Below are 12,147 nucleotides of genomic sequence, written 5' to 3'. Positions count from 1 at the left end.
TCTCCGATATTCAAAAAAGCCGGGCAAAAAAAAGCCCGGTCACAAGACCGGGCTCTTTATAAGTGAAGCGACTGGATTAGACCAGCTTCTCCAACTCGGGTACGGCTTCGAACAAGTCCGCAACCAGGCCGTAATCAGCTACCTGGAAGATCGGCGCTTCTTCGTCCTTGTTGATCGCAACGATCACTTTGGAGTCTTTCATACCGGCCAAGTGCTGGATCGCGCCGGAGATACCGACGGCGATGTACAGCTGTGGCGCAACGATTTTGCCGGTCTGGCCGACCTGCATGTCGTTGGGTACGAAACCTGCGTCGACGGCCGCGCGGGAAGCGCCGACCGCAGCGCCCAGCTTGTCGGCCAGGGCGTACAGGTGCTTGAAGTTGTCACCGTTCTGCATGCCACGACCGCCGGAAACGACGATTTTGGCAGCGGTCAGCTCAGGGCGATCCGACTTGGCCAGCTCTTCGCCAACAAAGCTGGAAGTGCCAGCGTCGTGGGCAGCGGAGACGGCTTCAACGGCAGCCGAACCACCTTCAGCGGCAACCGGGTCGAAACCGGTGGCACGCACGGTGATGACTTTTACCGAAGCGTTGGACTGTACGGTGGCGATGGCATTACCGGCGTAGATCGGGCGCTTGAAGGTGTCAGCGCTTTCTACCGAGATGATCTCGGAGATCTGGTCAACGTCCAGCTGCGCAGCAACGCGTGGCAGGATGTTTTTGCCGTTGGAGGTAGCAGCAGCCAGGATGTGGCTGTAGCCAGCGCCAAGCTCAGCTACCAGTGGGGCAACGTTTTCCGGCAACTGATGCGCGTAAGCAGCATTGTCAGCGTTCAGGACTTTGCTCACGCCCGCGATTTTCGCAGCGGCTTCAGCCACGGCGCCAGCGCCCTGACCTGCTACCAGTACGTGGATGTCGCCACCGATTTTAGCGGCAGCGGCCACGGTGTTCAGGGTGGCCGGGGCCAGCACCTTGTTGTCGTGTTCGGCGATTACGAGGATAGCCATGATCAGATCACCTTCGCTTCGTTTTTCAGTTTCTCGACCAGTTCAGCCACCGACTTGACCTTGATGCCCGCGCTGCGTGCAGCCGGTGCTTCAACCTTGACGGTCTTGTTGGTAGAGGCGGTGGAAACGCCCAAAGCTTCCGGAGTCACCGACTCAAGCGGCTTCTTCTTGGCCTTCATGATGTTTGGCAGGGACGCGTAGCGCGGCTCGTTCAAACGCAGGTCGGTGGTGACGATGGCCGGCAGTTTCAACGAAACGGTCTGTGCGCCGCCATCGATTTCACGGGTCACAGCAACGCTGTCGCCGCTCACTTCGACTTTGGAAGCGAAGGTGCCCTGGCCGTAACCGGTCAGCGCAGCCAGCATCTGGCCAGTCTGGTTGTTGTCGCTGTCGATGGCTTGTTTGCCGAGGATCACCAGCTGAGGCTGTTCCTTGTCGACAACGGCTTTGAGCAGCTTGGCAACGGCAAGGGAGGTCAGGTCTTCAGCCGACTCAACCAGGATGGCACGGTCGGCGCCCAGGGCCAGGGCGGTACGCAGCTGCTCTTGAGCAGTGGTAGGGCCGATGGAAACCACCACGATTTCAGTCACCACGCCTTTCTCTTTCAGGCGTACAGCTTCTTCCACAGCGATTTCGCAGAAAGGGTTCATCGACATTTTGACGTTAGCAAGGTCGACGCCGGAATTGTCCGCCTTGACGCGAACTTTCACGTTGTAATCGACAACGCGTTTGACAGCTACAAGAACCTTCATGGATTCCTCGTTACTCTCCGGTGAAAAGAAAGTCGCCTAGGCGAACCTGGCGGTTGATGCTCATCGGCACACAAGGGCACCTCCAAAAACGCAGGCGGCGACCTTGCTCACGGGAAATGATGACCGTTCGTCAGGGGTGACTGAGAGGTCATTCTTTATCGCAGCGTGTAAACTGCGCGCCATCGTTTGGGCGCGCGTCACCTGTCTTGCTTTTGGACGTGCTCTTGAAACCTGCAGTCTGCCTACGGTAAGCGCAAAACCGACCGTATATTGACCGGAACGCCTATTCTGGTCAATACGCCAAAATAGCCAGTCATAAGCCGCGTTGCTTTGATTTACCTAGCCTGCGGGCAATTCAAACAAACGTTTGTATTGGACGCTGCCGGTGGTGTAGATATAATGCGCCACCTAGAGAGAAAGGTGGGTCTTGCCGTTGCTGCGAGACGATACCGAACCTCCACCCATTAGAAAAAAAAGCCTGTTGAGCCTTGAGTAGGAGATAGCCTGTGGAACGCGAATACATGGAATTCGACGTGGTCATCGTCGGCGCTGGCCCGGCAGGCCTGTCTGCCGCCTGCCGACTGAAGCAGAAGGCCGCCGAAGCCGGTAAAGAAATCAGCGTCTGCGTGGTCGAGAAAGGCTCCGAAGTCGGCGCCCATATCCTCTCCGGTGCCGTGTTCGAACCACGCGCCCTGAACGAACTGTTCCCGGACTGGAAAGAGCTCGGTGCCCCGCTCAACACCCCGGTGGTGCGCGACGACATCTATGTACTGCGCAGCGCCGACGCCTCCACCAAGGTGCCTGACTTCTTTGTGCCCAAGACCATGCACAACGAAGGCAACTACATCATCTCCCTGGGCAACCTGTGCCGCTGGCTGGCCCAGCAGGCCGAGAACCTGGGCGTGGAAGTCTACCCAGGCTTCGCCGCCCAGGAAGCGCTGTTCGACGAGAACGGCGTGGTGCGCGGGATCATCACCGGTGACCTCGGCGTCGACCGCGAAGGCAATCCCAAAGAAGGCGTGTACACCCCAGGCATGGAGCTGCGCGGCAAGTACACGCTGTTCGCCGAAGGCTGCCGTGGCCACATCGGCAAGCAGCTGATCCAGCGCTTCAACCTGGACAGCGACGCCGACGCCCAGCACTACGGCATCGGCCTCAAGGAAATCTGGGAAATCGACCCGGCCAAGCACCAGCCAGGCCTGGTGGTACACACCGCCGGTTGGCCGCTGGACATCATGAGTTCCGAAAACACCGGCGGCTCGTTCCTCTATCACCTGGAAAACAACCAGGTGGTCGTCGGCCTGATCGTCGACCTGTCCTACAGCAACACCTTCCTGTCGCCGTTCGATGAGTTCCAGCGCCTCAAGCACCACCCGGTGCTGGCCCAGTACCTCGAAGGTGGCAAGCGCATCAGCTACGGCGCACGCGCCCTGGCCAAAGGCGGCATCAATTCGCTGCCGAAGATGGTCTTCAAGGGCGGTGCATTGATCGGTTGCGACCTGGGCACTATGAACGTGGCCAAGATCAAAGGCAGCCACACCGCGATGAAGTCCGGCATGCTCGCCGCCGACGCCGTGGCCGAGCGCCTGTTCGCCGAGTCTGAAGGCGGCGACGAACTGACCAACTACGTCGACAGCTTCAAAGCCAGCTGGCTCTACGAAGAGCTGTTCGCCAGCCGCAACTTCGGCCCGGCGATGCACAAGTTCGGCCCGATCATCGGCGCCGGCTTCAACTGGTTCGACCAGAACATCCTCGGCGGCAAAATGCCGTTCACCTTGCACGACACCAAGCCGGATTACGCCTGCCTGAAGCTCGCCAAGGACAGCAAGAAGATCGACTACCCAAAGCCCGACGGCAAGCTGAGCTTCGACAAGCTGAGCTCGGTGTTCATCTCCGGTACCAACCACGAAGAAGAGCAGCCGTGCCACTTGAAACTCAAAGACCCGAGCATCCCGATCGGCACCAACCTGCCGCTCTACGATGAACCGGCGCAGCGCTACTGCCCGGCCGGCGTATATGAAGTGATCACCAAGGAAGACGGCGAGAAGCGCTTCCAGATCAACGCCCAGAACTGCGTGCACTGCAAGACCTGTGACATCAAGGACCCTTCGCAGAACATTACGTGGGTGACGCCGGAAGGCGCGGGTGGGCCGACTTACCCGAATATGTAAGCCGGCTGCTTGAACAAAAAAGGCTCCCAAGCGGGAGCCTTTTTTATGCCCGGCACAAATCCAATGTGGGAGCTGGCAAGCCAGCTCCCACATTTAGATTGTGTGTTGCCTGAAAAAACTATGCCGCACGCTCTTCACCCGGGTTACGCAAAAAGTAGCGCTTATATTCCCGACTGAACTGCGACGTACTCTGGTACCCCACGTTGTGCGCCGCCTGCGCCACGCCCAAGCCTTCCACCAGCAGCAACTGCTGCGCCTTCAACAACCGCAAGCGCTTCAAATACTGCACCGGCGACAACAGCGTGCAACGCTTGAAATGCTCATGAAAGGTCGACGCACTCATATGCGCATAACCGGCCAATGTCTCGATGTTCAGCGGCTCGGCGTAATGGGCATGCAGGTGATGCAACGAGGTGGCGATGCGCGAAAACTGCCCCTGTTGCTCCACCAGTGCACGCAGCACATCCGCCTGTGGCCCGCGTAACGCGGTAAACAACACTTCTCTAACCCGCGCCGGGCCCATGATCCGGCTTTCCAGTGGATCGTGCAGGCACTGCAATAGCCGTTCGACGCTGCCGCGCATCGCATCATCGAGCATCACTGAGCTCATGGATTCCAACGTCTGCGCCGTCGGCGGCGGCCCGGCCTGCATGCCCATGGCCATGACCAGTTCGCCGAGTACCACGCGATCAATCCCCACCGTCACGCCATATAACGGCGCATCAGGCGCCATGGCAAAGGTCTCGCATTCGAACGGCACCGGCATCGCCTGGATCAGGTAGTGCCCGGCGCCGTACTCCAGTGTGCGCGGGCCCAAATAGGCGACTTTGCTGCCTTGGGCCACAAACATCAGGCTCGGCTCATAGATCTGCGGGCCGCGTGCCACGTCGCAACTGGCGCGCAAAACCTTTACGCCGGGCAGGTGCGTCGGGGAGAAACCGTCGCAGGGTGTGAGGTCCTCAATCAAGGCAACCAGCGTGGCGTTGGCATCAAGATGGCGGGTCAACAACATGGCAAAAAACTTCGTAAAAAAGGGATGAGACCATCATCGCAGGTCTGGCGCCACATGGATCCAAACAACGGGCACTCCCGGACGAATAGGCATGAGGTTCGGAGCAATCACCATGGCCGCGCCAGGGGGCGGCGCGGAGAATGGCCCGCCTTACCTGTCAATGCTTTTGCGAGGTTTTCACCATGTACACCGCCATCGGTTATGCCGCCCAGTCGGCCACCACTCCCCTCGCCCCCATGTCTTTCGAACGCCGCAGCCCGCGCGCCGACGATGTGGCCATCGAGATTCTGTACTGCGGCGTGTGCCACTCCGACATCCACCAGGCACGCAACGAGTGGGGCATCGCCGTGTACCCGCTGATGCCGGGCCACGAGATCGTCGGCAAAGTCACCGCCGTCGGCGCCAGCGTGACCACGCACAAAGTCGGCGACCTGGTCGGCGTGGGCTGCATGGTTGATTCGTGCCGCCACTGCGACGCTTGCCATGCGGACCTGGAGCAATACTGCCTCGAAGGCCCGACCATGACCTACGCCACCCCGGACCGGGTAGATGGCAGCAACACCATGGGCGGCTACTCCGACAGCATCGTGGTCAGCGAACACTTTGTGGTGAAGATCCCGGCCAAGCTCGACCTGGCCAGCGCCGCGCCGATTCTGTGCGCAGGCATCACCACCTACTCGCCGCTCAAGCACTACGGCGTCAAGGCAGGCGACAAAGTCGGCGTGCTGGGCATGGGCGGCCTGGGCCATATGGGCATCAAGTTCGCCAAGGCCATGGGTGCAGAAGTGACGCTGTTCACCCGCTCCGCGAGCAAGGCTGAAGAAGGCCGTCGCCAGGGCGCTGACCACGTGATCGTGTCCACCGATGCCGAGCAGATGAAAGCCGCCGCCGGCAGCTTCGATTTCCTGCTGGACACCATCCCGGTGCAGCACGACCTGAACCCCTACCTCGACGTGCTGCGCTTTGACGGCGTGCATATCCTGGTCGGTTTGATCGAACCGGTCGACCCGCCGGTGAACGCCGCCAAGCTGGTGCTGGGCCGTAAAGTGCTGGCCGGCTCCTTGATCGGCGGCATTGCCGAAACCCAGGAAGTGCTGGATTTCTGCGCCGAGCACAACATCACCTGCGACATCGAGATGCTCGACATTCGCCAGATCAACGAGGCTTACACCCGCATGATCGCCGGTGATGTGAAGTACCGTTTTGTCATCGACATGGCGACCTTGAAGGCCTGATCAGGCCTTCGCGCCCAACTCCGCTGACAGCCGCGCTGCGACCTGTTTGATCACAGGGATCAGCTCGGCCATCTTTTCCAGCGGCATGTAGGGCACGGTACTGGCGATGCTGATGCCGGCGACGATTCGCCGGCTGGCATCGCGCACCGGTGCCGCCACACAACGGATCGACGGTTCGTTGTCTTCCAGGTCGAACGCATAACCGCCCACCACGTATTCGCGCATGCGCTGCTCGAACTGTGCCCAGGATTGCTCCGGGTGCAACGGCCATTGCTGGCTCTTGCCCTCGGCGGGCAGGCTGGCTTCATACAGGCGCTGCCACTCCTGCACCGAGTCATCCAGCAACATTGCCTTGCCCACACCGGTGCGCGCCAGCGGCATGCGATGGCCGACCCGCGAGCGCATTTCCGGGCCGTAGCGGCCGGGGTTCTTGTGCAGGTAGAGCACGTCGTCGTATTCGCGAATCGCCAAGTGGATGGTGTCGCCGGTCAATGCCGACAGTTCATCCAGATAGGGCACCGCCAGGGTCACCAGCGGCAGCTCGTCGCGGGCCTGGAAGCCCAGCTCGATCAGCTTTGGCCCCAGCAGGTAACCGACTTGCGGCACCACACGCAGGTAACGCTCCTCCACCAGGCAGCTGGCCAGCCGGTGTGTGGTGCTGCGGGTGGTGCCGATGCGCCTGGCGATCTCTTTCAAGTCGCGCGCACCCGCCGCCACCGCTTGCACCACGCCCAGGCCACGCAGCAGGGTCTGGGTGCCGGTGGGGGCGGCGTCTTTGACGGGGATGTGGGCGTTTTCCTGCATATCGGGCCTATTGGGAAGTACGAAAACGGCGCCATTATGGCAAATGCAGCCCTGCTGAACAGAGGAGATCCATTGTGGGAGCTGGCTTGCCTGCGATAGCGGTGGGTCAGCTAAGTATTTTTTGGCTGATACACCGCTATCGCAGGCAAGCCAGCTCTCACATTTGGATCTTCACAGGGCGAGCGTTCAGCGTTGCTTCATGCGGTCGATGATGACCGCCAAGAGCAGGATCGAACCCCGGATCACATACTGGTAAAACGTATCGATGTTCTTCAGGTTCATCGCGTTCTCGATAATCGCCAGAATCAACACCCCGGCAATCACATGGCGGATCATGCCGATACCGCCGCTCAACGACACACCACCCAGCACGCAGGCCGAGATTACCGTCAGCTCAAAGCCCTGGCCGATCATCGGCTGGCCCGAGGTCATGCGCGAGGCGAGGATCACCCCGGCCAGTGCGCCGATCAAGCCGTGCACGGCAAAGATGATGATCTTGGTGCGGTCGACATTCACCCCGGCCAGCAACGCCGCTTCCTGGTTGCCACCAATGGCCATGGTGTTGCGCCCATAGGTGGTGTAGTTGAGCAGCCAGCCGAAGAACACAAAGCACAGCACGGTGATGATGATCGGCACCGGCACGCCCATCAGTTGGCCGTTGCCGAACACAAAGAAGCGCTCGTCCATCACGCCGACGGCTTTACCGTTGGAGAAGATATAGGCCAGGCCGCGCACGATCTGCATGGTCGCCAAGGTTGCGATTAACGCGTTGATGCGCAGCTTGGCGATCACGATGCCGTTGATCAGCCCTACCACCAGGCCCATGGCCAACGCAGCCGACACGCCGAGTACCACGCTGTCGGTGTCGCGAATCACGATGCCCGCGACCACACCGGCACAGGCAATCACCGAGCCGACGGACAAGTCGAAGTGCCCCGACGCCAGGCAGAACAGCATGGTGCACGCAGCGATGCCCACCGTCGAAATCGCCAGGCCCAGCCCGCGCATATTCAGCGGCGAAAGGAAGTTGTCGATAAACAGCGCGCTGAGCACAAAGATGCTCAATGCCGCGAGCAGCATCACCCAATCATCAAGAAATTTGCGTTGGTTGAAACCCGGCCAGAAGCCCTTTGCAGTTTTTACCTGTGACATGCCTACACCCTCGAATTCTTCAAGCCCGCGAACGCGGGAGAGCCAGTTGCAACAGCTTCGCTTCATCCGCCTGGTCGCGGGTCAACTCGCCAGTCAGCGCGCCTTCACTCATCACCAGGATGCGGTCGGAGATGCCCATCACTTCCATCAGGTCGCTGGACACCACAATCACGGCAATGCCGCTGGCCGCGAGGTTATGGATGATTTGGTAAATCTCGGATTTGGCGCCGATATCGATGCCGCGTGTGGGCTCATCCAGCAGCAACACCTTCATCGGCATCGACAACCAGCGGCCGAGAATGGCCTTCTGTTGATTGCCGCCGGACAGGTACATGATTTTCTGTTCGGCGTTCGGCGTCTTGACCTTCATCGCCTTGATCTGCTTGTCGGCGTTGCCCTTCTCCCAGCCTTCACGCAGCAGCCAGCCAAAGGTGGAATGCGCGCCGCGTGCGCTGATATTGATGTTCTCGGCCACGCTGGACAGTGGAATGATGCCTTCCTTCTTGCGGTCCTCCGGGCACAGCAGCACACCGGCGGCGATGGCATCGCGCGGTGACCGTAACGGCAGGATTTGCCCAAACAATTCCAACTGCCCGGCCGTTGCGCGCTCCAGCCCACTGAGCAAACGAAACAACTCGGTGCGCCCTGCGCCCACCAGCCCGAAAAGGCCGAGAATCTCGCCCTTGTGTACCTGCAAGCTGACCGCTTCACGCAAGCCAGGCCCAAGCAAACCGTTGACCTTGAGCGCCACCTCGCCGCGTTCGCGCGGGCGGTAATCGTAAATGTCCTGGATATCGCGCCCGACCATGCAGGTCACCAACTGGTCGTGAGTCAGTGTGGCCATATCCTCAAAGGTGCGCACATAACGGCCGTCCTTGAACACCGTCACCGCATCGCAAATGCGGAATACCTCTTCCATACGGTGCGACACGTACAGCACCACTTTGCCCTCGTCGCGCAGGCGCGTGATGATCGCCATCAAACGGTCGATTTCCCGCGCCGAGAGGCTGCTGGTGGGCTCGTCAAAGGCAATCACATGGGCGCCACGGGACAACGCCTTGGCGATTTCCACCAGTTGACGCTGGCCGAGGGACAAGCGCCCAAGCTTCTCTTGCGGGTCGATTTCATCGGCCAGGCCTTTAAGACACGCCAACGCCTGCTTGCGCAGCTGGCTGCCATTGACCACGCCAAAACGCGACGGCAAATGCCCGAGAAACAGGTTCTCGGCCACGGTCATTTCCGGCACCAGATGCAGCTCCTGGTGAATCACCGCCACGCCGTTGGCGATGCTGTCGGCGGCGTTTTTAAACGCCATGACCTGCTCGCCGATCTGCACTGTGCCGCTGCTCGGCGTGTAGGCGCCGCCGAGGATCTTGAGCAGCGTGGACTTGCCCGCGCCGTTCTCGCCCATCAGCGCGTGCACCGAGTGCGGCCGCGCCTCAAAGCTGATCTGCGCCAAGGCCTTGACCCCGGGAAATTCCTTGCCGATGCCGTTGAAACGCAAGGCCGCGCCGGTCATTTCCACAGACCGATTTTGCTCAACTCTTCCTTGAAGTTGGCGCGAGTGATCAGGGTTACGTTATCCAGGGCGGTGAACTTGGCAGGCTCGGTGCCTTTGGTGACCCACTCGAACATCGCCGTGGCGGTTTTGTAGCCGGACGCATCGGGGCTGAGCAGCATTGAGCCGTAGAAGCCGGTGTCGGTTTTCTTCAGCTCCTCAATCGCGTCAGTGCCATTGATGCCCACGCCAATCACGTTAGCCGCCTTGAAGCCGGCGCTTTCGGTGGCGCGCACGCCGCCCAGCACGGTGCTGTCGTTCATGCCGCCGATGATCAGGTTTTTCGCGGTGCCCGGCAGCTTTACCAGCGCCGAGTTGGTTGCGTCCATGCTGCCTGGCACGTCGAGGGTTTTCTGTGCGCTGAACAGGATGTGGTCAGCGGGTAAGCCAGCGGCCTTGAGGCCTTCTACCGAACCGTCGGTGCGCTTTTTACCGGTTTCCAGCTCGTCAAAGGTGTTGATGACGGCGTAGGTTTCCTTCCAGTCCCAGTTGCGGTGCTTGGCTTCGGCAGCCATAGCTTCGCCTTGCTTCTGGCCGATCTTGTAGGCATCCAGGCCCACATAAGGCACGTCTTCCATGGGCTTGCCCTTGGCATCGACGAAACGGTCATCCACCGCCAGCACTTTCAAGCCGTTGAGCTTGGCCTTGGCCATGATCGCAGGGCCGAGGGACACGTCCGGCGGGCAGATGACAAAACCCTTGGCGCCGTTGGCCGCGAGGGTGTCGATGGCCGATAGGGTTTTCTCGCCGTCGGGCACGGCGATCTTGATCACGGTAAAGCCCTGGTCCTTACCGGCCTTTTCGGCAAAGGCCCATTCGGTCTGGAACCAGGGTTCTTCGGCCTGCTTGACCAGAAAGCCGATCTTCACTTCTTCGGCCGCAGCAAAACCGCTGAAGGCCATCGCCAGCGCCACGGTGCCTAAGGTCTTCTTGAACATGAACCACCTCTCTTGATTGTTGTTAGTCGTGGTACATCACAGATCGCCCGCCATCGATCATCAGGCAGGTTGCATTGATAAAGGGTGCCTCGTCGGTGGCCAGGAATAGCGCCGTCATCGCCACCTCGACCGGCTGGCCGATGCGCTTGGGCGGGTGCAAATCGAAGGCGCGCTGGCGCTCGGCATGCGGGTCAGGGAAGCCGTTCCAGTAATCGACGTTGAGCTGGGTTTCGATGTAGCCCGGCGCGATGGCATTCACGCGAATGCCTTTGGGCGCGTATTCGATGCCCAGGGCGCGGGTGAGGCCGAGCAGGCCATGCTTGGCAACCGGATAGGGAAAGCAGCCGGGAATGATGTGGCTGGAATGGGTGGAGGCGATGTTGATGATGTTGCCGATGCCCTGCTCGATCATGTGCGGCAGCACGGTGCGGCAGCCGAACCAGGCGCCGTCGAGGTCGATGGCGAAGCAGCGGCGCCAGTCTTCGTCGGTCATCTGCAGCGGGTCGCGGAACACGTTGACGCCCGCGCAGTTGATCAACACATCCACGCGACCGAAGCGCTCGATGGCCACATTGACCAGCGCCTGCCATTGCTCTTTGGAGGTGATATCGACGGCCTGCGCGACAATCTCAGCGCCGCGTTCGCGCCAGTGGGCGGCGACTTGCTCGACCTTTTCGGCCTGGATATCCGCGATCACCAGCCGTGCCTGCTGGGCCTGGAAGCAGGCGACGATCGCCTCGCCAATGCCTTGGGCGGCACCGGTGATGATCACCACTTTGTTTTTCAGCCGCTCGCCATAGGTCGGCTCAGGCACGGCGGGTAATGACAACGGTTGGGGCTGCATCGCTTCACCTGTTTTATTTTTGGTAGTGAGTGCTGATGCCGCCGACTATAAACCCATCTTTTGAAATATCTCAATATATAAATTTGCATCCCATATAGTGAGACTTAGCACAAAAAAAGTGGGAGCTGGCTCCCACAGTAAATCTTCAGTGCTTTCAGCCTTGGGCAAAGTCGCGCAGTGCATTACCTTCCATGCGATAGCGCACCCACTCTTCCTGCGGCTGTGCGCCGATAGACTTGTAGAAGGCAATCGCCGGTTCGTTCCAGTCCAGCACGCTCCACTCGAAACGCCCGCAACCGTTATCGCAGGCGATCTTGGCCAGGTGGCGCAAGAGCTTCTTGCCCGCCCCGCCACCACGTTGCTCGGGGTTGATGTAGAGGTCTTCGAGGTACAGGCAGTTGCTGCCCAGCCAGGTGGAGTAACTGAAAAAGAACACCGCAAAGCCAATCGGCAGGCCATCCCGTGAACAGATCAGGCCATGGGCGGTGGCGCCCTCGCTGAACAGGCTGCGCTCGATATCCACCACACTGGCGATCACTTCATGGCGGGCTTTCTCGTATTCGGCAAGCTCGGTGATGAAGGTCAGGATCTGCGCAGCATCGCTGGGCACGGCAGGGCGAATCTCGATGGTCATGGGCGGGCCTTGGGCAATTTCAAAGGCCACATACTAAGGCG

At 60.2% G+C, this 12,147-nt stretch carries 11 protein-coding genes; 2 read left to right on the top strand and 9 right to left on the bottom strand.

Annotation, left to right across the window (positions count from 1 at the left end):
* Positions 1 to 76: 76 nt before the first annotated feature.
* Both K0H48_RS08275 and K0H48_RS08270 read right to left on the bottom strand, forming a co-directional pair.
* Positions 77 to 1,006 carry an electron transfer flavoprotein subunit alpha/FixB family protein gene (locus K0H48_RS08275; protein ID WP_056861617.1) on the bottom strand — a complete coding sequence of 310 codons (930 nt, stop codon included), beginning with the start codon at positions 1,004 to 1,006 and terminating at the stop codon, positions 77 to 79.
* Positions 1,007 to 1,008: 2 nt separating this feature from the next.
* On the bottom strand, positions 1,009 to 1,758 hold the full coding sequence (locus tag K0H48_RS08270; protein WP_219267086.1) for an electron transfer flavoprotein subunit beta/FixA family protein: 750 nt from the start codon (positions 1,756 to 1,758) through the stop codon (positions 1,009 to 1,011).
* Positions 1,759 to 2,264: 506 nt separating this feature from the next.
* On the opposite strand from K0H48_RS08270, the gene K0H48_RS08265 reads away from it, so the two are divergent.
* A complete protein-coding gene (locus K0H48_RS08265; RefSeq protein WP_219267085.1) occupies positions 2,265 to 3,929 on the top strand; it encodes an electron transfer flavoprotein-ubiquinone oxidoreductase in 1,665 nt (554 codons plus the stop codon).
* 118 nt (positions 3,930 to 4,047) lie between these two features.
* On the opposite strand, the gene K0H48_RS08260 is transcribed toward K0H48_RS08265, so the two are convergent.
* Positions 4,048 to 4,941, bottom strand: coding sequence for an AraC family transcriptional regulator (locus K0H48_RS08260; protein ID WP_219267084.1), 894 nt, complete (start codon positions 4,939 to 4,941; stop codon positions 4,048 to 4,050).
* Positions 4,942 to 5,123: 182 nt separating this feature from the next.
* Between K0H48_RS08260 and K0H48_RS08255 the strand changes: the two genes are divergently transcribed.
* Positions 5,124 to 6,176 carry an NAD(P)-dependent alcohol dehydrogenase gene (locus tag K0H48_RS08255; protein ID WP_219267083.1) on the top strand — a complete coding sequence of 351 codons (1,053 nt, stop codon included), beginning with the start codon at positions 5,124 to 5,126 and terminating at the stop codon, positions 6,174 to 6,176.
* On the opposite strand, the gene K0H48_RS08250 is transcribed toward K0H48_RS08255, so the two are convergent.
* The 6 genes from K0H48_RS08250 to K0H48_RS08225 form a co-directional block, all read right to left on the bottom strand.
* Positions 6,177 to 6,980, bottom strand: coding sequence for an IclR family transcriptional regulator (locus tag K0H48_RS08250; RefSeq protein ID WP_219267082.1), 804 nt, complete (start codon positions 6,978 to 6,980; stop codon positions 6,177 to 6,179).
* 186 nt (positions 6,981 to 7,166) lie between these two features.
* A complete protein-coding gene (gene araH / locus K0H48_RS08245) occupies positions 7,167 to 8,132 on the bottom strand; it encodes an L-arabinose ABC transporter permease AraH (protein ID WP_017138344.1) in 966 nt (321 codons plus the stop codon).
* Between the two features lie 19 nt (positions 8,133 to 8,151).
* Entirely contained in the window at positions 8,152 to 9,651 is a 1,500-nt protein-coding gene (gene araG, locus K0H48_RS08240) for an L-arabinose ABC transporter ATP-binding protein AraG (protein ID WP_219267081.1), read from the bottom strand.
* Positions 9,648 to 10,628: a substrate-binding domain-containing protein gene (locus tag K0H48_RS08235; protein ID WP_219267080.1), complete on the bottom strand. Its 981-nt coding sequence runs from the start codon at positions 10,626 to 10,628 to the stop codon at positions 9,648 to 9,650. Before K0H48_RS08235 ends, araG begins: the two co-directional genes overlap by 4 nt.
* Positions 10,629 to 10,650: 22 nt before the next feature.
* A complete protein-coding gene (locus tag K0H48_RS08230) occupies positions 10,651 to 11,472 on the bottom strand; it encodes an SDR family oxidoreductase (protein ID WP_138814252.1) in 822 nt (273 codons plus the stop codon).
* 154 nt (positions 11,473 to 11,626) lie between these two features.
* Positions 11,627 to 12,106, bottom strand: a complete 480-nt coding sequence (locus tag K0H48_RS08225) for a GNAT family N-acetyltransferase (RefSeq protein ID WP_026013792.1) — start codon at positions 12,104 to 12,106, stop codon at positions 11,627 to 11,629.
* Between the last annotated feature and the right edge of the window lie 41 nt (positions 12,107 to 12,147).

This window comes from Pseudomonas sp. Xaverov 259 (assembly GCF_019352915.1).
In the GTDB taxonomy this organism is placed as follows: domain Bacteria; phylum Pseudomonadota; class Gammaproteobacteria; order Pseudomonadales; family Pseudomonadaceae; genus Aquipseudomonas.
The sequence above is the reverse complement of the archived record's forward strand: the minus strand, read 5'-3'. Positions and strand labels throughout refer to the sequence as shown.